At 69.2% G+C, this 18320-nt stretch carries 23 protein-coding genes and 1 tRNA gene; 15 read left to right on the top strand and 9 right to left on the bottom strand.

Annotated features, from left to right (window positions below):
- Positions 1 to 30 precede the first annotated feature (30 nt).
- The 7 genes from clpS to ACFRU2_RS26030 all read left to right on the top strand — a co-directional run bounded on the left by clpS (position 31) and on the right by ACFRU2_RS26030 (position 4756).
- The gene (gene clpS, locus ACFRU2_RS26060) at positions 31 to 345 is read left to right on the top strand and encodes an ATP-dependent Clp protease adapter ClpS (RefSeq protein ID WP_243337276.1); all 315 of its coding nucleotides are present in this window, start codon (positions 31 to 33) and stop codon (positions 343 to 345) included.
- Positions 345 to 959 (top strand): DUF2017 domain-containing protein, encoded by a 615-nt coding sequence (locus ACFRU2_RS26055; RefSeq protein WP_382976248.1) that lies wholly within the window; start codon positions 345 to 347, stop codon positions 957 to 959. The genes clpS and ACFRU2_RS26055 overlap by 1 nt, the downstream gene beginning before the upstream one ends.
- Positions 960 to 1293: 334 nt before the next feature.
- Positions 1294 to 2715: an amino acid permease gene (locus ACFRU2_RS26050; RefSeq protein WP_382976246.1), complete on the top strand. Its 1422-nt coding sequence runs from the start codon at positions 1294 to 1296 to the stop codon at positions 2713 to 2715.
- Positions 2716 to 2800: 85 nt separating this feature from the next.
- Positions 2801 to 3223: a Mov34/MPN/PAD-1 family protein gene (locus ACFRU2_RS26045; protein WP_382976243.1), complete on the top strand. Its 423-nt coding sequence runs from the start codon at positions 2801 to 2803 to the stop codon at positions 3221 to 3223.
- A gap of 98 nt (positions 3224 to 3321) precedes the next feature.
- Positions 3322 to 3429 (top strand): putative leader peptide, encoded by a 108-nt coding sequence (locus ACFRU2_RS26040; RefSeq protein ID WP_323182362.1) that lies wholly within the window; start codon positions 3322 to 3324, stop codon positions 3427 to 3429.
- Positions 3430 to 3518: 89 nt separating this feature from the next.
- Entirely contained in the window at positions 3519 to 3806 is a 288-nt protein-coding gene (locus tag ACFRU2_RS26035) for a MoaD/ThiS family protein (protein WP_382976240.1), read from the top strand.
- Positions 3806 to 4756, top strand: coding sequence for a PLP-dependent cysteine synthase family protein (locus ACFRU2_RS26030; protein ID WP_382976237.1), 951 nt, complete (start codon positions 3806 to 3808; stop codon positions 4754 to 4756). The genes ACFRU2_RS26035 and ACFRU2_RS26030 overlap by 1 nt, the downstream gene beginning before the upstream one ends.
- 465 nt (positions 4757 to 5221) lie before the next feature.
- Here the strand turns inward: ACFRU2_RS26030 and ACFRU2_RS26025 are convergent, their stop codons facing one another.
- Together ACFRU2_RS26025 and ACFRU2_RS26020 are read right to left on the bottom strand one after the other, a co-directional pair.
- The gene (locus tag ACFRU2_RS26025) at positions 5222 to 5509 is read right to left on the bottom strand and encodes a DUF488 domain-containing protein (RefSeq protein ID WP_382976235.1); all 288 of its coding nucleotides are present in this window, start codon (positions 5507 to 5509) and stop codon (positions 5222 to 5224) included.
- Between the two features lie 44 nt (positions 5510 to 5553).
- On the bottom strand, positions 5554 to 5991 hold the full coding sequence (locus ACFRU2_RS26020) for a hypothetical protein (RefSeq protein WP_382976232.1): 438 nt from the start codon (positions 5989 to 5991) through the stop codon (positions 5554 to 5556).
- A 250-nt stretch (positions 5992 to 6241) separates the two neighbouring features.
- Between ACFRU2_RS26020 and ACFRU2_RS26015 the strand changes: the two genes are divergently transcribed.
- Entirely contained in the window at positions 6242 to 6994 is a 753-nt protein-coding gene (locus ACFRU2_RS26015; protein WP_266908447.1) for an MBL fold metallo-hydrolase, read from the top strand.
- A gap of 84 nt (positions 6995 to 7078) precedes the next feature.
- Here the strand turns inward: ACFRU2_RS26015 and ACFRU2_RS26010 are convergent, their stop codons facing one another.
- Positions 7079 to 8350, bottom strand: coding sequence for a PTS transporter subunit EIIC (locus tag ACFRU2_RS26010; protein WP_382976229.1), 1272 nt, complete (start codon positions 8348 to 8350; stop codon positions 7079 to 7081).
- Positions 8351 to 8673: 323 nt separating this feature from the next.
- The gene (locus tag ACFRU2_RS26005) at positions 8674 to 9975 is read right to left on the bottom strand and encodes a PTS transporter subunit EIIC (protein WP_382976226.1); all 1302 of its coding nucleotides are present in this window, start codon (positions 9973 to 9975) and stop codon (positions 8674 to 8676) included.
- A gap of 164 nt (positions 9976 to 10139) precedes the next feature.
- Between ACFRU2_RS26005 and ACFRU2_RS26000 the strand changes: the two genes are divergently transcribed.
- The 4 genes from ACFRU2_RS26000 to rdgB all read left to right on the top strand — a co-directional run bounded on the left by ACFRU2_RS26000 (position 10140) and on the right by rdgB (position 12517).
- Complete coding sequence (locus tag ACFRU2_RS26000; protein WP_274552906.1) at positions 10140 to 10493, top strand: PTS glucose/sucrose transporter subunit IIB; 354 nt, start codon at positions 10140 to 10142, stop codon at positions 10491 to 10493.
- 118 nt (positions 10494 to 10611) lie between these two features.
- Complete coding sequence (gene rph, locus ACFRU2_RS25995; protein ID WP_250741140.1) at positions 10612 to 11343, top strand: ribonuclease PH; 732 nt, start codon at positions 10612 to 10614, stop codon at positions 11341 to 11343.
- A 117-nt stretch (positions 11344 to 11460) separates the two neighbouring features.
- Entirely contained in the window at positions 11461 to 11847 is a 387-nt protein-coding gene (locus ACFRU2_RS25990) for a hypothetical protein (protein ID WP_382976223.1), read from the top strand.
- Positions 11848 to 11887: 40 nt separating this feature from the next.
- Positions 11888 to 12517 (top strand): RdgB/HAM1 family non-canonical purine NTP pyrophosphatase, encoded by a 630-nt coding sequence (gene rdgB, locus ACFRU2_RS25985; RefSeq protein WP_382976220.1) that lies wholly within the window; start codon positions 11888 to 11890, stop codon positions 12515 to 12517.
- A 55-nt stretch (positions 12518 to 12572) separates the two neighbouring features.
- Here the strand turns inward: rdgB and ACFRU2_RS25980 are convergent.
- The 4 genes from ACFRU2_RS25980 to bcp all read right to left on the bottom strand — a co-directional run bounded on the left by ACFRU2_RS25980 (position 12573) and on the right by bcp (position 14469).
- Positions 12573 to 12656 (bottom strand) — tRNA-Leu (locus tag ACFRU2_RS25980).
- Positions 12657 to 12705: 49 nt separating this feature from the next.
- Positions 12706 to 13212: an HNH endonuclease gene (locus ACFRU2_RS25975; RefSeq protein WP_382976217.1), complete on the bottom strand. Its 507-nt coding sequence runs from the start codon at positions 13210 to 13212 to the stop codon at positions 12706 to 12708.
- Positions 13209 to 13856: an HNH endonuclease signature motif containing protein gene (locus ACFRU2_RS25970; RefSeq protein WP_382976215.1), complete on the bottom strand. Its 648-nt coding sequence runs from the start codon at positions 13854 to 13856 to the stop codon at positions 13209 to 13211. The genes ACFRU2_RS25975 and ACFRU2_RS25970 overlap by 4 nt, the downstream gene beginning before the upstream one ends.
- Before the next feature lie 145 nt (positions 13857 to 14001).
- Positions 14002 to 14469 (bottom strand): thioredoxin-dependent thiol peroxidase, encoded by a 468-nt coding sequence (bcp, locus tag ACFRU2_RS25965; protein ID WP_250741149.1) that lies wholly within the window; start codon positions 14467 to 14469, stop codon positions 14002 to 14004.
- A 114-nt stretch (positions 14470 to 14583) separates the two neighbouring features.
- Between bcp and ACFRU2_RS25960 the strand changes: the two genes are divergently transcribed.
- From ACFRU2_RS25960 to ACFRU2_RS25950, 3 genes are all read left to right on the top strand, one after another.
- Positions 14584 to 14901 (top strand): DUF3618 domain-containing protein, encoded by a 318-nt coding sequence (locus ACFRU2_RS25960; protein WP_382976368.1) that lies wholly within the window; start codon positions 14584 to 14586, stop codon positions 14899 to 14901.
- Between the two features lie 50 nt (positions 14902 to 14951).
- A complete protein-coding gene (locus ACFRU2_RS25955; RefSeq protein ID WP_250741151.1) occupies positions 14952 to 15293 on the top strand; it encodes a co-chaperone GroES in 342 nt (113 codons plus the stop codon).
- Between the two features lie 184 nt (positions 15294 to 15477).
- Positions 15478 to 15798 carry a multidrug efflux SMR transporter gene (locus tag ACFRU2_RS25950; RefSeq protein ID WP_030026576.1) on the top strand — a complete coding sequence of 107 codons (321 nt, stop codon included), beginning with the start codon at positions 15478 to 15480 and terminating at the stop codon, positions 15796 to 15798.
- Positions 15799 to 15828: 30 nt separating this feature from the next.
- On the opposite strand, the gene ACFRU2_RS25945 is transcribed toward ACFRU2_RS25950, so the two are convergent.
- Entirely contained in the window at positions 15829 to 18285 is a 2457-nt protein-coding gene (locus ACFRU2_RS25945) for a transglycosylase domain-containing protein (RefSeq protein ID WP_382976212.1), read from the bottom strand.
- Between the last annotated feature and the right edge of the window lie 35 nt (positions 18286 to 18320).

Raw genomic sequence — 18320 nt, 5'->3', positions numbered from 1 at the left:
TTTGTGCGACGGACCCCTGTCAGTGGCAGCATGGGACAAGTGAGTGTTGCTCCCATTGAGATCGAACGCACCGAATCGGCCGAAGAGACCTTCGCGGTCCCCGAACCCGACGTCCCGTGGGTGACCCTGGTGCACAACGACCCGGTCAACCTCATGAGCTACGTGACGTACGTGTTCCAGGCGTACTTCGGCTACTCCAAGGACAAGGCGAACAAGCTGATGATGGACGTCCACCACAAGGGTCGGGCGGTCGTCTCCAGCGGCAGCCGCGAGGAGATGGAACGGGACGTGCAGGCCATGCACGGCTACGGCCTCTGGGCGACCATGTCCCAGGACCGCAACTGATGGGCGGCGTGTTCGAGCCCCTGAAGGCCGGCGGGGCCGCCATCGCACTGGACGAGATCGAGATCTCGATCCTGCGCTCCCTTGCCGTGCAGCTGCTGGAGCTCATCGGCCCCGGCGAGCCGGAGCCCGATCCGGACGCCGACCCGCTGGCCGCGCTCTTCGCCGCCTCTGACGGTCCGACCGAGCCCCCTTCCGACCCGGCCCTGGCCCGGCTCTTCCCCGACGCCTACGGCGGCCCGGAGACCCCTGCCGACGCCGACGCGGAGGAGCTGCGGGCCCACTCGGCCGAATTCCGCCGCTTCACCGAGAACGACCTGCGCACCCGCAAGCGGGAGGACGCGCTGGCCGTCGTACGGAGCCTGGACGGGCTGAGTCCGGCCGGTGACGGGGCGGCCGTCCTGGAGGTCGACGGGGAGCTGCGGCTGCGCTGGCTGGGCGCCCTGAACGACCTGCGGCTCACCATCGCGGCCCGCCTCGACATCACGGAGGACGACGAGAGCGCGGTGTTGTTCCGGCTGCCGGACGACGATCCGCGCAAGCCGATGGTGATGGCGTACCTCTGGCTCGGCGGTCTCCAGGAGACCCTCGTCGAGACGCTCGCCGACACCCTCTGACCCACCATCCTCTGAAGGGCCTCAAATAGGCCGGCCGTTCGCTCAGCGGACGCTCAAATCCGGATAACGATCAGATCACCGCGATGTGGTGATCTGATCCATTTCAGGACTTCTGTCCTGATTTTTTTATGCCCTGCGTCACATTTTCTTCCCTCTCGGACCCGTAAGCACGTGATAAATCTTCACGACCGCCGACGGGGCGCCACCCATGCCCCGCGGCCTGCTTGAACCGGCTGACCGCCGGCGTGCAACTCCATCCGTATCCGGGGGGATCGAGGACCCGATCCGCTGCCAGTCATGGCGCGGGTCGGCGTGGAGAAAGGCGCACCAAGACATGACCTCCGTACAGGTCGACGAGCAGCAGCACGACACCACCGAGGGCGACGGCTACCACCGCGCACTCGGAGCCCGCCAGATCCAGATGATCGCGATCGGCGGCGCCATCGGCACCGGCCTCTTCCTGGGCGCCGGCAAGGCCATCTCCAAGGCCGGCCCCAGCCTGATCCTGGCCTACGCCATCGCGGGCCTGGTCATCTTCTTCATCATGCGGGCCCTGGGCGAACTGCTCATGTACCGCCCGGTGTCCGGCTCCTTCTCGGACTACGCCCGGGAGTTCCTCGGCCCCTTCTGGGGGTACGTGACCGGCTGGACCTACTGGCTCTTCTGGGTGGTCACCGGCATCACCGAAGTCACCGCCGCGGCGCAGTACATGTCGTACTGGACCCACGACAGCTTCCCGCAATGGGCGTACGCGCTGATCTTCACGGTCATCCTCTACGGCGCCAACCTGATCTCCGTGAAGCTCTTCGGCGAGCTGGAGTTCTGGTTCTCGATGGTCAAGGTCACCGCCATCGTCGGCATGATCCTGATCTGCGCCGGCATCCTCACCATCGGTTTCTCCGACGCCGCGGACACCGCCACCGTCTCCAACCTGTGGAACGACGGGGGCTTCTTCCCCAAGGGCCTCGGCGGCACGCTGATGACCCTGCAGATCGTGATGTTCGCCTTCCTCGCCGTCGAGCTGGTCGGCGTCACCGCCGGCGAGTCCAAGGACCCCGAGAAGACCCTGCCCAAGGCCATCAACACCGTGCCGTGGCGCATCGCCGTCTTCTACGTCGGCGCGCTGATCATGATCCTGTCGGTCGTCCCGTGGCACGAGTTCCAGCCCGGCGTCAGCCCCTTCGTCGCCGCCTTCGAGAAGATGGGCCTCGGCGTCGGCGCCGCGATCGTCAACTTCGTCGTCCTGACCGCGGCCCTGTCCTCCTGCAACTCGGGCATGTACTCCACCGGCCGCATGCTGCGCGACCTCGCCCTCAACGGCCAGGGCCCGAAGTTCTTCACCAAGCTCACCAAGAGCGGCACCCCGCTCGTGGGCACCACCTTCTCCGCCGGCCTGATGCTGGTGGGCGTCTGGATCAACTACGTCGCCCCCGGCAAGGCCTTCGACTACGTCGTCTCCTTCGCCACCATCTCCGGCATGTGGGCCTGGATCATGATCCTGGTCTGCCAGATCCGCTACCGCGCCGCCTCCGACCGCGGCGACCTGCCCGCGTCGCCGTTCCGCGCCCCCGGTGCCCCGTTCACGAGCTACTTCGCCCTGGCCTTCATCGGCATGGTCATCGTGATGATGGGCGTCGACAAGGACGCCCGGGTCTCGCTCTACTGCGCCCCGCTGTGGGGCCTGCTGCTGGGCGTCTCCTACCTGGTGATGAAGTCCCGCGACCCGCGCGGCGCCGCCTTCACCAAGGCTTCCTGAGGCCCCATAAGGGTCGTGTCCAACATCCGGGCCCTCCCGTACCACTCCTCGGTACGGGAGGGCCCGTCTGCTTATCCTGTCGCTCATGCTGACCATCACCCAGGACCTGTACGACCGCATCGTCGCGCACGCCCGTCAGGACCACCCCGACGAGGCCTGCGGCGTGGTGGCCGGCCCGGCGGGCACGGACCGCCCGGAGCGCTTCGTTCCGATGCTGAACGCGGCCCGGTCGCCCACGTTCTACGAGTTCGACTCGAAGGACCTGCTGAAGCTCTACCGCGACCTGGACGACCGGGACGAAGAGCCCGTCATCGTCTACCACTCGCACACCGCGACCGAGGCCTACCCCTCGCGCACGGACGTGACGTACGCGAACGAGCCCGGCGCGCACTACGTGCTGGTCTCCACGGCGGACAAGGACGGCCTGGGGGAGTTCCAGTTCCGGTCGTACAAGATCATCGAAGGCGTGATCACGGAGGAAGAGGTGCAGGTCGTCGCGGCCTACTGAGGCACCGCGCGGGACCAGTTCTCACCATGTGAGCGATATCCGTCCACGATGTGAAATCACACTCCAAACCAGGGACCGGGAATCGTTAACATGACCGCATGGTTTCCCACGACGTGAGCATCGAGACGCCCGGCAGGCTGCTGCTTGTGGCGCGGCTGCACGTCGACCTGTGCCGCCTCGCCAGCGCCATCTGTACTGCAGCCTGAGCCCCCACGGCCCCCTCACGGGGCCGCGCGCGCTCGCGCCCGCTCCGCTTCGCCCGCCTTCCCCTTCACCATCCTGACTGGAGCCTGCCATGGCCATCGAGGTCCGCATCCCCACCATCCTCCGCACCTACACCGACGGCGAGAAGGCCGTCACCGGTGAGGGCGCCACCCTGGCCGACCTCTTCTCCGACCTGGAGACCCGTCACAAGGGCATCCAGGAGCGCATCGTCGACGAGGCCAAGGGCGGCGAGCTGCGCCGCTTCGTCAACGTCTACCTCAACGACGAGGACGTCCGCTTCCTCGACGGCATCTCCACCGCCCTCAAGGACGGCGACAACGTCACCATCCTCCCGGCCGTAGCCGGCGGATCGAAGTAATGCGCTACGACTCCCCGCTGGCCGCGGTCGGCAACACGCCGCTGGTACGCCTGCCCCGGCTCTCGCCCTCGGACGACGTCCGCATCTGGGCGAAGCTCGAGGACCGCAACCCGACCGGCTCGATCAAGGACCGCCCCGCGCTCCACATGGTCGAGCAGGCCGAGAAGGACGGCCGGCTGTACCCCGGCTGCACGATCCTGGAGCCCACCTCGGGCAACACGGGCATCTCCCTCGCCATGGCCGCGAAGCTCAAGGGCTACAAGATCGTGTGCGTCATGCCGGAGAACACCTCCCAGGAGCGGCGCGACCTGTTGGCCATGTGGGGAGCCGAGATCATCCCGTCGCCGGCGGCGGGCGGTTCGAACACGGCCGTCCGCGTCGCGAAGGAACTGGCGGAGCAGAACCCCTCCTGGGTGATGCTCTACCAGTACGGCAACCCCGACAACGCGGGTGCCCACTACGCCACGACCGGCCCGGAGATCCTCGCGGACCTCCCCTCGATCACCCACTTCGTGGCGGGCCTGGGCACCACGGGCACCCTCATGGGTGTGGGCCGCTACCTGCGCGAACACGTCCCCGGCGTCAAGATCGTCGCGGCGGAACCGCGCTACGACGACCTCGTCTACGGCCTGCGCAACCTCGACGAGGGCTTCGTCCCGGAGCTCTACGACCCCTCCGTCCTGACGACCCGCTTCTCGGTGGGCTCGGCGGACGCGGTCACCCGCACCCGGGAGCTCCTCCAGCAGGAGGGCATCTTCGCGGGCGTCTCCACGGGCGCGGCCCTGCACGCGGCGATCGGCGTCGGCCGCAAGTCGGTGGCGGCGGGCGAGTCGGCTGACATCGTCTTCGTCGTCGCCGACGGCGGCTGGAAGTACCTGTCGACGGGCGTCTACACGGCGGCCACCACCGAAGAAGCCATCGAAGTCCTCCAGGGCCAGCTCTGGGCGTAGCCTCCGGCGGCGGAGGCGACACGATCACAGCCGGCCCGCCCGGGGCCGTTCCCGGGGGCCGGCCCCCGGACCCCCGCTCCTCAAACGCCGGAGGGGCTGGATTCCGCCCGGCCGGGCGCAGCAAATCCAGCCGTCCGGCGTTTGAGGACCGGGGTCTGGGGCGGAGCCCCAGGGGGGTCCGGGCGCAGCCCGGTACCCCCTCCCAGCCCGTCCGGCGTTTGAGGACCGGGGTCCGGGCAGCGCCCGGGGAACGCATCCCCAGCCTCGCCGCCGTTTGAGGCGCGGGTCCGGGCAGCGCCCGGGGAACGGTGGAAGGGCGGGTAGGGGACTCCGCCCCACGCAGCGGCGCACCCGCAGCCATGCCCGGACGGTCGGGGCACCCCCGCGCAGCGCCCCCCGGCAGCCACCCGCAGGCGGGCCCCACGGCACCACACGACCGCGCCCCGGCGCACAGCTCCAGACGGGTCAGCCCAACAGCGCGGCCAGCACCCCCGCGTGACTCGCCCCCGGATCCTTGACGGCAGTCAACAGCGTGACCGGCCCGGCCGCAGCCACGCCCCGCAGCCGGTCCAGCTCCGCCCCCGCCTCCTCCGAGCGAAGCTCCACCGCGTACCGCTCCCGGAACTCCGCCACGGACCCACCCGCGTGGAACCACTTCCGCAGCTCCCCCGACGGGGCAACCGCCTTCGCCCACTCGTCGACCCTCGCCGCCTCCTTCGACAGCCCGCGCGGCCACAGCCGGTCCACGAGCACCCTGACCCCGTCCAGCTCCGGCTCCGGGGGATCGTAGACCCGCTTCAGCCGGACGACCCGGGCCCTCCGGTTCCCCCGAGCCCCCCGAGCCCCTTCACCTCGTCCCACACCGCCGGATCCACCGTCCCCAGCGGCCGCGCCCTCGCGAACTCCCATACCGACACCTCCACCACCCGGTCCGCCTCCAGGAACCCGCCCCGCGCCCCCACCACCCCCGGCGGCAGCGGGATCACCCCGGCGCTCCGGTCGTCGTACTTCCCGGTGATCCGCGCGATCCGCGCCCGGTGGCCCCGTACGGCCAGCACCAGGACGGGCCGCCCGTCCTCCAGGGACCACAGCTCGCCGGCCTCCGGCCGCGGCAGCGGTCCGGGTCCGTGCGGCGGATCCGCGGCCCGCCGCACCCGCCGCGCCCGCCGGGGGAGGAGCACCAGCAGGATCACGACCAGCACCGCGGCGACGGCCGGCCACCAGGACGTGTCCATACTCCGACCGTAGCCCTGCCCGGCGCCCCCGGCATGGCAGCGGCACGCCCGCCGCACCGCGGTCATACCGCAGCCGCACGGCACCCGCGCGGCAACCCGGGGCCGCCCCGTCGCTCCACCGGGTGACAGCTCAGGTGATTCGCCCCACAACGGCCCGCCGCGGAGGAGCGACCGGACGTTTCGCGCCTTACGCTCGACCCACGCACGGCCCGCATTCCGTCCACGGACCGTCCACGGAGGTTCACGCTCCATGAAGCTCACCGTCGTCGGCTGTTCGGGCTCGTTCCCGTCCGCGGAATCGGCCTGTTCGAGCTACCTCGTCGAGGCCGACGGCTTCCGGCTGCTCCTCGACATGGGCAACGGCTCCCTCGGCGAGCTCCAGCGGCACATCGGGCTCTACGATCTCGACGCGATCTTCCTCAGCCACCTGCACGCCGATCACTGCATCGACATGTGCGCGTACTTCGTCGCCCGCTTCTACCGCCACGAGGGCGGCCGCTGCGGCACCATCCCCGTCTACGGCCCCGAGGGCACCGAGAAGCGGCTGTCCACCGCGTACGAGGACGTCCCCGACGAGCGCTCCATGAGCGAGGTCTTCGACTTCCGGACCCTGAAGTCCGGCACCTTCGAGATCGGCCCGTTCCAGGTCCGCACCGAGAAGGTCTGCCACCCGGTCGAGTCCTACGGGATCCGCGTCGAGCACGGCGGCCGCTCGCTGACGTACTCCGGTGACACCGGCGTCTGCCCCGAGCTGGGCCTGCTCACCGAGGACACCGACCTCTTCCTGTGCGAGGCCTCCTTCACGCACGGCAAGGAGGACATCCCGGACCTCCACCTCAACGGGCGCGAGGCCGGAGAGTTCGCCCGCGCCGGCCGCGCCGGACGGCTCGTCCTGACCCACATCCCGCCGTGGACGGACGCCGAACGCAACCTGGCCGACGCCCGCGCGGTCTACGACGGCCCGGTCGAGCTGGCGTACACGGGCGCGGTGTACGAGGTCTGACCGCCCTGACGGGCTCGTGGACACGCGAAAGCCCCCGCCCTCCCTTCCGGGAGAGCGGGGGCTTCGTCGTACGGACCTACGTGCTTACTTGGCCTCGGCCTTGAGCAGCTCGGCGAGCTCCTCGTCGGACTCGCGGCCCGGCGTCGGCAGGTTCCACTTGGTGATGGCGAAGCGGAAGACGAAGTAGTAGACGACCGCGAAGCAGAGGCCGATGCCGACCAGGCCCCACGGGTTGTTCGCGATGCCGAGGTTCAGGACGAAGTCGACCGCACCGGCGGAGAAGCCGAAGCCGTCACGCATGCCCAGGGCCCAGGTCAGCGCCATGGAGACACCGGTCAGGACCGCGTGGATCGCGTAGAGGACCGGGGCGATGAACATGAAGGTGAACTCGATGGGCTCGGTCACACCGGTCACGAAGGCGGTGAGCGCGAGGGAGAACATCATGCCGCCGACGACCTTGCGGCGCTCGGGGCGGGCGCAGTGGACGATCGCGAGGCAGGCCGCCGGGAGGGCGAACATCATGATCGGGAAGAAGCCGGTCATGAACTGTCCGGCGCTCGGGTCATGGGCCAGGAAGCGGGCGATGTCGCCGTGGACGGCGCCGTTGGGGCCCTCGAAGGAGCCGGCCTGGAACCACGGGAAGGAGTTCAGCAGGTGGTGCATGCCGATCGGGATCAGCGCACGGTTGGCGACACCGAAGATGCCCGCACCGACCGAGCCCGAGCCGACCAGCCACTCACCGAAGTTGTGCAGACCCGTGCCGAGGACCGGCCAGATCAGGCCGAAGACGATGCCGGTGAGCAGACCCGCGAAGGCGGAGAGGATCGGGACCAGACGACGGCCGCCGAAGAAGCCGGCCCAGTCCGGCAGCTTGGTCCGGTAGAACTTCTGGTAGAGCAGCGCCGTGATGACACCCATCACGACACCGCCGAGCACACCGGCGTTGACCGGGGCGTCCAGCATGACGATCTTGCCGGCGACGACTTCGGCCTTCTTCGGCAGGTTGCTGTCCGTGAAGGTGGCGAGCACCTTCTGGAAGACCAGGTAACCGGTAACGGCCGCGAGGGCGGTCGAACCGTCAGACTTCTTGGCGAAGCCGATCGCGATGCCGACGGCGAACAGCAGCGCCATGTTGTCGAGGATCGCGCCACCACCGGCGGCCATGTAACCGGCGATCTTGAGGACGAACGTCGGGAAGACGTCCTTGTCGCCGAGCATGTCGTCCGCGCCGAGGCGGAGCAGGAGCGCGCCGGCAGGCAGCACCGCAACGGGGAGCATGAGGCTCCGGCCGATGCGCTGCATGACGGCCATCACGCCAGCGCCCTTCTTCTTTTCCGCAGCGGTGGCTGTGGACATGGTCTTCCTCCAGTGGACAAGGCTCTGCCAAGGACGTGGAAAAACGGGGGATTGGCAGCGTCTCGGAACGGGGGACCCCGGGGCCGAAAGGCCCACGTGGTCTACACCACTCAGTGGTGTAGACCAGTTGTAGCACGGTGAGGTCGGCGTAAGGAACCCGTCATTTCCGTGGGGGAGGACACAGTCGGACATACATGACAAAGGCCTTCGGACCCTGTGGGTCCGAAGGCCTCGTGTGCCGTCGGGTGGTTCGAGCGGGGCTTCCGGTGGCCCCGTGGCGGTCCCTTCGGCGGGCCGCCTCCGGGGCGTTCGCCCGCCTCGGGTCAGGCCTTGGTGTTCTCCGCCTGCATGGCCTCGATCTCCTCGTCGGACTCCCGGCCGGGCGTCTTGATGTCCCACTTGGTGATGGCGAAGCGGAAGATGCCGTAGTAGACGACGGCGAAGCAGAGCCCGATCGGAATGATCAGCCAGGGCTTGGTCGCCAGGCTCCAGTTGATGACGTAGTCGATCAGACCCGCCGAGAAGCTGAAGCCGTCCTTGGCCCCGAAGGCCCAGGTCACCGCCATCGACACACCCGTCAGCACCGCGTGGACCGCGTACAGGGCCGGCGCCAGGAAGAGGAACGAGTACTCCAGCGGCTCCGTGATGCCGGTGACGAACGAGGTCAGGCCGACCGACAGCATCAAGCCGCCGACCTCCTTGCGCCGGGCCGGCTTCGCGCAGTGCGTGATCGCCAGCGCCGCCGCCGGGAGGGCGAACATCATGATCGGGAAGAAGCCGGTGAGGAACTGGCCCGCGTTGGGGTCGCCCGCGAGGAACATCGGGATGTCGCCGTGGACCGTCTGTCCGTCCGGCTTGGTGTAGCTGCCGAACTGGAACCACACCGGCACGTTCAGGAACTGGTGCAGACCGATCACCAGCAGTGCGCGGTTCGCGACGCCGAAGATGCCGGCGCCCACCGAGCCCAGACCCACCAGCCAGTCCGAGAAGCTCTCCAGCGCGTCGCCGATCGGCGGCCAGATCCACAGGCAGAGCACGGCGAAGACGATCGCCACCAAGGTCATGATGATCGGGACCAGGCGGCGGCCGTTGAAGAAGCCCAGCCAGTCCACCAGCTTCACCCGGTGGTAGCGCTGCCAGAACCAGGCGGCCAGCATGCCCATGACGATGCCGCCGAACACCCCCGGGTTCTGGTACGTGTACTCGCTGAAGGCGTCCCCGGCCCCCAGGCAGGCGCCCTTGATGTCCTTGGTCCCCTCCGGGCAGGACTTGGGGAAGGCGTGCAGCACGCTCCGGTAGACGAGGAAGCCGACCACCGCCGCGAGGGCGGTCGAGCCGTCCGCCTTCTTGGCCATGCCGATCGCGACGCCGATGCAGAAGAGCAGCGGCAGGCCGATGTCCGCGTTGAGCAGGGCGCCGCCCGCGGCCGCCATGACCTTGGCGACGTTCGTCCAGCCCAGGCCGTCCTTGCCGAACACGTCGTCCTGGCCGAACCGGTTCAGGATGCCGGCCGCGGGCAGGACGGCGATCGGCAGTTGCAGGCTCCGGCCCATCTTCTGCAGCCCTTGGAACAAGCCGTTCCACCACTTCTGCTGTGGCACTGCTGCGGCGCTGCTCGCGCTCATCCGCGTCCTCCCTGACCGGCCCGTTTTTGGCAGTCGCGACACTTGCGGCACACTGGTGTAGACCACTTGTGTTGCGGTCGCATTTCACCCGCCTTAGGGCAGGTTGATGCTGATCATCATCATTCGGCAGATACCGGGCATGTGCCCGCGTAGCTGGGCCAATCGTGGGCTACCGTGACGAAGCGGACCGCCCTGGTGGGTCGGTCGATCGGGCGGCGGGCGTTCACGCGCCGGACGCCGGATGTCAGTCGGACTCGTTCTTCGTAGAACTCAGGGAGAAACACATGGCCACCAAGGCTGAGAAGATCGTCGCCGGGCTCGGCGGCATCGAGAACATCGAAGAGGTCGAGGGCTGCATCACCCGCCTGCGCACCGAGGTCATCGACCCGAGCAAGGTCGACGAGGCCGCACTGAAGGCCGCCGGCGCCCACGGCGTCGTCAAGATGGGCACCGCGATCCAGGTCGTCATCGGCACCGACGCCGACCCGATCGCCGCCGACATCGAAGACATGATGTGAGCTGAGCCCACCGGCTCGCACGCGCGCCCCCGCGCGCACCCGGACGTACGACAGGACCCCGACCGGACGCACCCGGACGGGGTCTTCTCGTTCCCCCGCACCGGCTAGGCTCGGGGCCATGTCTCGCATCGACGGCCGTACGCCCGAACAGCTCCGCCCGGTCACCATCGAACGCGGATGGAGCAAGCACGCAGAGGGCTCCGTCCTCGTCTCCTTCGGAGACACCAAGGTCTTCTGCACCGCCTCCTTCAGCGAAGGCGTGCCGCGCTGGCGCAAGGGCAGCGGCGAAGGCTGGGTCACCTCCGAGTACTCGATGCTGCCCCGCGCCACGAACACCCGCGGCGACCGCGAATCCGTACGCGGCAAGATCGGCGGCCGCACCCACGAGATCTCCCGCCTGATCGGCCGCTCGCTGCGCGCCGTCATCGACTACAAGGCCCTCGGCGAGAACACCATCGTCCTGGACTGCGACGTCCTCCAGGCCGACGGAGGCACCCGCACCGCGGCCATCACCGGCGCCTACGTGGCCCTGGCCGACGCCATCTCCTGGGGCCAGGGCAAGAAGCTCATCAAGGCCGGCCGCAAGCCCCTGACCGGCACCGTCGCCGCCGTCAGCGTCGGCATCGTCGACGGCGTCCCGCTCCTCGACCTCTGCTACGAGGAGGACGTGCGCGCCGAGACCGACATGAACGTGGTCTGCACCGGCGACGGCCGCTTCGTCGAGGTCCAGGGCACGGCCGAGGGCGAGCCCTTCGACCGCAAGGAACTCAACGCCCTCCTCGACCTGGCCGCCGGCGGCTGCGCCGACCTCGAAGCGCTCCAGCTCGGCGCCCTGGAGCTCACGCTCTAGCGCTGCCGGCAACCGCGCGGCCGGTCCGCGCGTCTCTGGGGATACGGGTGCACGGCGTCGAAGCCGTGCGCCCGTCCACGTATCCGCTCATCTGCACATCGCCACTTGGGGGCCGAAGTGAAGCCGAAGTACCGCCTTGCAGCCGTTGCCCTGACGGCAGCGCTCGCCATACCCGCGATCACCTCCTGCGACGCGATCTCGACGGCGATGGACTGCGCCAGCACGGCGGTCGCCATCACGGACGGCGCCAACGACCTCCAGCAGGCGGTCTCGCAGGCCGGCAACAGCCCGCAGGACGCCCAGAACGCGCTCAACGCGATCGAGGCCAACCTCAAGAAGGTCGGCGACCAGACGGACAACGCCGACCTGAGCAAGGCCATTTCCTCGATGAACACGGCCGTCCAGAACGTCCGCACCTCCCTCGAGAGCGGCACCACGGCCCCCGACGTCACTCCGGTCGCGGACGCGGCGAAGGAGATCTCGAAGGTCTGCACCCCGGGCTGAGCCCGGCCGGAGCCCGCGGGCGGCCCGGGATAATGACGCCATGACCTCGACGCCCACGCCGAACTCCCCCAGCCGCCTGATCCTCGCCACGCGCAACGCGGGCAAGGTCACCGAACTCCGCGCCATCCTGTCCGCCGCCGGCCTGCCGCACGAGCTGGTCGGCGCGGACGCGTACCCGGAGATCCCGGACGTCAAGGAAACCGGCGTCACCTTCGCCGAGAACGCCCTCCTCAAGGCGCACGCCCTGGCCCAGGCCACCGGCCTGCCGGCGGTCGCGGACGACTCGGGCCTCTGCGTGGACGTCCTGAACGGCGCCCCGGGCATCTTCTCGGCCCGCTGGGCCGGCTCCCACGGCGACGACGCCGCCAACCTGGCCCTCCTCCTGGCCCAGCTCGGCGACATCGAGGCCCCCCACCGCGGCGCCCACTTCTTCTGCGCGGCCGCCCTCGCCCTCCCGGACGGCACGGAACGCGTGGTCGAAGGCCGCCTCCTGGGCACCCTCCGCCACACCCCGTCGGGCACGGGCGGCTTCGGCTACGACCCGATCCTCGAACCCCTCGGCGAGTCCCGCACCTGCGCGGAACTCACCCCGGCAGAAAAGAACGCCATCTCCCACCGAGGCCAGGCCTTCCGGGCATTGGTCCCGGTGGTGAGGGAGCTTTTGGGCTGAGCCCGGATATGGAAAAGGCCTGCGAGTCGATCCTTCGATTCGCAGGCCTTCCAGGTGCGGCGGAAGGGATTCGAACCCTCAAGCCGTTTCACGGGCCACAGATCCTAAGTCTGCTGCGTCGCCGTTGCGCCACCGCCGCTAGCCGCCTGCCATGATAGCTGCAGACGGCTGTAGCTGGTCGAGCAAGATCAGTGGGATGTCTTGCGGCGGCCTCCACGGCACCAGGTGCTCGTAATTGCATGGCAGTTGGGGCATAGCAGCTGGAGGTTCTCGCGGCGGTCGTCGCTCCAGTCGCCGTTGATGTGGTCAATCTCCAGCGTCATGGGGAGTCCGAGCCATTCGGGAGGTGTCCCGCAGTGGGCGCACTCATCAGGAACGCCGATCTCGCGCAATGCGCGGCGCAACGTCTTGGTTGTGGTCCGGCGTTCGCCCTCGTGCTGAACGAGTACGTCATCGGCGGGCCGTGTCGTGGTTCCACGTTTGCCGCGCTGATGTCCCTGCCCCGTGAAGTGGGCGGTTGAGAGGGAGGCTTCCTGGATCCATCGCTTGAGCGCGGCATGCTGACTGCCTGACACGGGCCTACCCAGGCGACGCAAGGTCTCCGCCAGAGAGAACGATTGGGCGACGGCTTCACGCAGGGCGCCCCGCTCTGGTTTCCCGCGCCGCACGTACGCTGCACGATTGCCGCTGGTCATCGCCGCCCCTTGCCGCGCCCGCGATACGTGTCCGTTGTGGAGTGGCAGTTGGGGCACAAGAACCGCAGGTTGGCCGCTTGGTTGTTGCGCCAGTGGCCGTCGACGTGGTCGACCTCGAGGGGTAGCGGCTGACTCTGCCAAACCGGCTCGATCCCGCACAAGGCGCAGCGCTCCTCCCGCCCGGTCTCCAGGAGTGCCCGCCTCAGCTTGGTGTTGTCCACCCGGACGGACGTCGGAGATCGGTCCTCGCGCAGGATTTCCTCGGCTGAACGACGCCGCTGGTTGTACCGCATGCGTTCCGTGCGCGGTGGAGGTGCGAAGTGCGAAGTGTCTATCCCGAACCCCTTGACCTTGCGGCTGATGTGCGTGTGGTGGCCGCCGACGACATCGAGGCCCAGCCGGCGCAGTACCTCGCACATGCTCGCCGAGGATGCGACGACTTGGGCCAGGATCTCCCTCGTCCACTTCACCCCCTCGCGCTCGAAGTGCGAGACGTCCACGCCCAACTTCCGCATGCGATCGAGCAGGTACCTCCGCGACCCGCCCTTCGGGTCCACCCCCAGCTTCGCCAGCGCTTCGGACAGAGTCCGTGACCCCTCCGCCGCCTCCGTGAGGCGTTCCTTCGTGTACGGGCTAATCGGCATCGACCCCTCCATTCCCGGCCGCGTGTGCGGCCCTCGCGTGGAGTAACGGACCGATAGTCGGACGGTTACGGCGGAGTTCGTCCGATAAGCGGAACGGCCCGCACCGTTTATGGGGTGCGGGCCGTTCCGGAAGCAGGGGGTGGGGTCAGATGCCCAGGTCCTTGATGATCTTGGCTACGTGGCCCGTGGCCTTGACGTTGTAGAGGGCGCGTTCGACCTTGCCCTCCTCGTCGACGATCACCGTGGAGCGGATGACCCCGGTGACGGTCTTGCCGTACAGCTTCTTCTCGCCGAACGCCCCGTACGCCGTCAGGACCTCCTTCGAGGGGTCGCCGACCAGGGTGACCTTCAGGTGCTCCTGCTCGCGGAACTTCGCCAGCTTCTCCGGCTTGTCCGGGGACACGCCGATGACGTCGTAGCCGGCCGTGGCCAGGACCGCCAGGTTGTCCGTGAAGTCGCAGGCCTGCTTCGTGCAGCCCGGCGTCAGCGCGGCCGGGTAGAAGTACACGATCACCTTGCGGCCCTTGTGGTCGGCGAGCGAGATCTCGTTGCCGTCCGCGTCGGGCAGGGTGAAGGCGGGGGCGATGTCGCCCGGCTCAAGTCGCTCGCTCATCTCAACAGTCTCCTCGGGAGGGGATCGGTACGGTGTCGAGACTAAGCTGCTGACAGACTGTTCACGGTGGGCTACGCCCGCCGAGGGACCGACCACGACGACGGAGGCAGCGCGGTGCCGGAAGCCAGGACCCCCGCACAGATCGAGGCGGACATCGTCCGCCGCCGCGAGCAGCTCGCCGAGGCGCTCGACGAGATCGGGGTGCGCATGCACCCCAAGACGATCGTCGGGGACGCCAAGGCGAGGATGGTCGGCAACATCGACCACGTCGTCGGCCGCGCGGTGGCGACGGTGAACCGCCTCGTCACCGACGCCCGCGACGGGCTGCGCCACGACGACGGCGCCCCGCGCGTCGAGCGGATCGTGCCGGTCGCGCTGCTCGCGGCCGGTGTCGTGGGCCTGCTGGTGATGTCGGCGCGACGCAAGCGCTGACTGATGACCCTGCGGGGTGCGGGGGCGGTGTGGGCGGGTAGGTTCGGGGCGTGAGCGAGAACACCACCACCCACGACAAGCTGCCCATCCGCATGCTCCACGACCGCGTGCTCGTGAAATCCGATTCGCCGGAGGGTGAGCGCCGCTCGGGCGGCGGCATCCTGATTCCGGCGACGGCCGCGGTGGGCAAGCGGCTGGCCTGGGCCGAGGTGGTCGCGGTCGGGCAGAACGTACGGACGGTCGAGCCGGGGGACCGGGTGCTGTACGACCCCGAGGAGCGGGCCGAGGTGGAGGTGCGCGGGGCGACGTACCTGCTGATGCGGGAGCGGGACCTGCACGCCGTGGCCGCCGAGCGGCTGGGGTCGGAAGACTCCACGGGGCTCTATCTCTAGCCCCGCGGGATGAGACCGAGGAAGGGCCGGTGACGATCGTCACCGGCCCTTTTCGTTCGGTTTTGCTACGGTGGTGGGGAACCCCCGACGAGACGCGCCGTACCGGGTGGCTGTCGCGCTGTTGCCGATGGCTGCATGACAAGACGACGCACCCCGTTCCGCTCTCGTTCCGGAGGTGCCTGTCATGGCCTGGGTTCTGCTGCTTCTCGCCGGTCTGCTCGAAGTCGGCTGGTCGATCGGCATGAAGTTCACCGAAGGTTTCACCCGGCTGTGGCCGAGCGTGTTCACCGGTGCCGGCATCGTGGCGAGCATGGTGCTGCTGTCGTACGCGGCCAAGACCCTGCCGATCGGTACGGCCTACGGCGTCTGGGTCGGTATCGGCGCGGCCGGGGCGGCGGTGCTCGGTATGGCGGTGCTGGGGGAGCCCGTCACCGCCGCCCGGATCTTCTTCATCTGCCTGCTGCTGGTCGCCGTCGTGGGGCTGAAGGCGACCTCCGGTCACTGAGTGGCGACCGGGCTGCCCTGGTTGCTCCAGTTACTCCAGTAGGTCCGCCGGTGGGCGCAGGCCCTCGGTGGTGCCGCCCTGGGTGCCCGTCGTGGCGCCGCCGTCGGTCTGGCCTCCGGTGGTCTCGCCTCCGGTCGTCTGGCCGCCCGTGGTCTGGCCTCCGGTGGTCTGGCCGCCCGTGGTCTGGCCTCCGGTGGTCTGGCCCCCGTTCGTCTGGCCTCCGGTGGTCTGGCCGCCCGTCGTCTGGCCTCCGTTCGTCTGTCCGCCCGTCGACGGGGTCCGCGTGGGGCGGCCCGGCCGGCCGGAGGGGCGGTCGCCCGGGGTCTCCTCCTCGGACTGGCTCGGGTCCGGATCCACGGGCGGGGGCTGCGGGGGCCGGTTCGCGCCCGGCATGAGCTCCAGGTCGAAGTCCACGGGGTCGCTGTCCGCCAGGGCCGTCTTCGTGTACTGGGCCCAGATCCGGGCCGGGTAGCCGCCGCCCCCGATGCGGGCCTCGCCCAGGGCTCCGTAGAGGGATTCCAGGGAGCCGGTGTCCGGGTCCTGGCCCATCATCGAGACGACCGTGACCAGGTTCGGGGTGTACGCCGCGAACCAGGCCGAGCGGTCCAGTTCGCCGGTCCCCGTCTTGCCGGCGGCCGGGTGGCCTGCGGCCAGGGCGGCCGTGCCGGTTCCGTTGTCCACGACGCTGACCAGCATGGACGTGGTGGTGTCGGCGGCTTCGCGGCTGACGGCCTGGGCCGGGTCGCGCGCCGGGAGGGCGATGGTGTCACCCTCCTTGGTGATCTTCTCGACGAAGGTGTGCGGGATGTGGCGGCCGTGGGCGGCGAGGGTCGCGTAGGCCTGGGTCATGTCCAGGACGCTGGCCTGCATGGTGCCCAGGGCCATGGCCGGTCCCGGGTCGAAGTTCGGGGTGTTCTCGGGGATGCCGAGGGCGATGGCGGTCTGCTTGACCTTGTCCGTGCCGACGTCGACGACCATCTGGGCGAAGACGGTGTTGACGGAGAGGTCGGTGGCGGTGTTGACGGTGATGTTGCCGTAGCTGACCTGCCCCTCGTTCTCCGGTGCGTAGGGGATGCGGGTGCCGACGACGCGCCGCTTGTTGTCGCCGTTGTAGATCGTGAACGGGGTGATCGTGCGGCCGTCCTGCGTGCGGGAGCCGTTCTGTACGGCGGAGGCGAAGACGAACGGCTTGAAGGTGGAGGCCACTTGGTAGTCGTGCCGGGTGGCGTTGTTGACGTACTGCTTGGTGTAGTCGATGCCGCCGTACAGGGCGACGACCTTGCCGGTGGCCGGGTCGATGGAGACGGCTCCGGTGCGCACGACGCGGTCCGCCTTGCGCTTGTCGGGTTCGAGCTTGCTGACCATCTTGTCGTTGACGGCGTCGACCATGGCGGTCTGGCGGGCCTTGTCGATGGTCGTGGTGATGCGGTAGCCGCCCTCGGCGAGGGTCTTGTCGTCGAGGATCTTGTTCTCGACGATGTAGTCCTTGATGGCCTCGACGAGGTAGCCGCGCTGTCCGGAGAGGCCAGCGGCCGGGCGGACCTTGCCGGGCTCGGGGAACTGGGTGGCCGCGCGTTCGGCGGGCGTCATCCAGCCCTTCTTGACCATGCCGTCGAGCACGTAGTTCCAGCGGGCGAGGGCGCGGCCGCGGCCCTGGGGGTGGGCCACCACGTCGAAGGCGCTGGGGGAGTTGAGGAGGGTGGCGAGGTACGCGCCCTCGGCGGTGGTGAGTTTGCCGACGTCCTTGCCGTAGTAGGCCTGGGCGGCGGCCTGGATGCCGTAGGCGTTGCGGCCGAAGTAACTGGTGTTCAGGTACCCCTCGAGGATGTAGTTCTTCGACTTCTCACGACCGAGCTTGATCGCGATGAAGAACTCCTTCACCTTCCGCTTGATCGTCTGTTCCTGGCCCAGGTAGTAGTTCTTGACGTACTGCTGGGTGATGGTCGATCCGGACTGGGTGCCCTTGCCGGTCGCGGTGTTCCAGGCGGCGCGCAGCATCGCCGCGGGGTCCACCGCCCGTTCGGAGTGGAAGTCGCGGTCCTCCGCGGCCAGTACGGCTTCCTGGACCGTCAGGGGGATCTGGGAGAGCGGCACGTTGACGCGGTTGACCTCGCCGTCGCGGGCGAGCTGGGTGCCGTCGGTGTAGAGATAGACGTTGGACTGCGCCGTGGCGGCCGCGTTGGCGGGCGGGATGTGGACCAGCAGGTAGCCGGCCACGAGGCCGCCGCAGACGAGCAGGGCGAGGAGCAGGAACGCGCCCAGGACCATGCGCCAGGTCGGGAAGAGGCGGCGCCAGCCGGTGCGCTTGCGCTTGGCCTTCTTCGCCGCCTTCGCCCGCTGTCTCTTCGCCCGCTTGGCCTCCTTGGCGCTCTGGGGCGGGGCCGGCGCTCCGGAGGGCGGGCGCGCGTCGGCGCCCGGAGCCTGCTGCCCGTCGGGGGTGTCGGGATCGCGAGGCGTCCAGCCGGGCGGTGGTGACGGGTCGCTCATCTCCGGGACTCCTCGGCGCCGTACGAAATATCCAC

The organism is Streptomyces sp. NPDC056883 (assembly GCF_042788835.1).
GTDB classification, from domain to species: domain Bacteria; phylum Actinomycetota; class Actinomycetes; order Streptomycetales; family Streptomycetaceae; genus Streptomyces; species Streptomyces stoeckheimensis.
The sequence above is the reverse complement of the archived record's forward strand: the minus strand, read 5'-3'. Positions and strand labels throughout refer to the sequence as shown.

Coding starts and splice junctions, on each gene's coding strand:
- ACFRU2_RS26010 (WP_382976229.1), bottom strand. CDS start 8,350: ATGTCCACAGCCACCGCTGCGGAAAAGAAGAAGGGCGCTGGCGTGATG.
- ACFRU2_RS26045 (WP_382976243.1), top strand. CDS start 2,801: ATGCTGACCATCACCCAGGACCTGTACGACCGCATCGTCGCGCACGCC.
- ACFRU2_RS26005 (WP_382976226.1), bottom strand. CDS start 9,975: ATGAGCGCGAGCAGCGCCGCAGCAGTGCCACAGCAGAAGTGGTGGAAC.
- ACFRU2_RS26040 (WP_323182362.1), top strand. CDS start 3,322: ATGGTTTCCCACGACGTGAGCATCGAGACGCCCGGCAGGCTGCTGCTT.
- clpS (WP_243337276.1), top strand. CDS start 31: ATGGGACAAGTGAGTGTTGCTCCCATTGAGATCGAACGCACCGAATCG.
- ACFRU2_RS26030 (WP_382976237.1), top strand. CDS start 3,806: ATGCGCTACGACTCCCCGCTGGCCGCGGTCGGCAACACGCCGCTGGTA.
- ACFRU2_RS26035 (WP_382976240.1), top strand. CDS start 3,519: ATGGCCATCGAGGTCCGCATCCCCACCATCCTCCGCACCTACACCGAC.
- rdgB (WP_382976220.1), top strand. CDS start 11,888: ATGACCTCGACGCCCACGCCGAACTCCCCCAGCCGCCTGATCCTCGCC.
- ACFRU2_RS26050 (WP_382976246.1), top strand. CDS start 1,294: ATGACCTCCGTACAGGTCGACGAGCAGCAGCACGACACCACCGAGGGC.
- ACFRU2_RS25970 (WP_382976215.1), bottom strand. CDS start 13,856: ATGCCGATTAGCCCGTACACGAAGGAACGCCTCACGGAGGCGGCGGAG.
- rph (WP_250741140.1), top strand. CDS start 10,612: ATGTCTCGCATCGACGGCCGTACGCCCGAACAGCTCCGCCCGGTCACC.
- ACFRU2_RS26020 (WP_382976232.1), bottom strand. CDS start 5,991: ATGGACACGTCCTGGTGGCCGGCCGTCGCCGCGGTGCTGGTCGTGATC.
- bcp (WP_250741149.1), bottom strand. CDS start 14,469: ATGAGCGAGCGACTTGAGCCGGGCGACATCGCCCCCGCCTTCACCCTG.
- ACFRU2_RS26015 (WP_266908447.1), top strand. CDS start 6,242: ATGAAGCTCACCGTCGTCGGCTGTTCGGGCTCGTTCCCGTCCGCGGAA.
- ACFRU2_RS25950 (WP_030026576.1), top strand. CDS start 15,478: ATGGCCTGGGTTCTGCTGCTTCTCGCCGGTCTGCTCGAAGTCGGCTGG.
- ACFRU2_RS25945 (WP_382976212.1), bottom strand. CDS start 18,285: ATGAGCGACCCGTCACCACCGCCCGGCTGGACGCCTCGCGATCCCGAC.
- ACFRU2_RS26055 (WP_382976248.1), top strand. CDS start 345: ATGGGCGGCGTGTTCGAGCCCCTGAAGGCCGGCGGGGCCGCCATCGCA.
- ACFRU2_RS25975 (WP_382976217.1), bottom strand. CDS start 13,212: ATGACCAGCGGCAATCGTGCAGCGTACGTGCGGCGCGGGAAACCAGAG.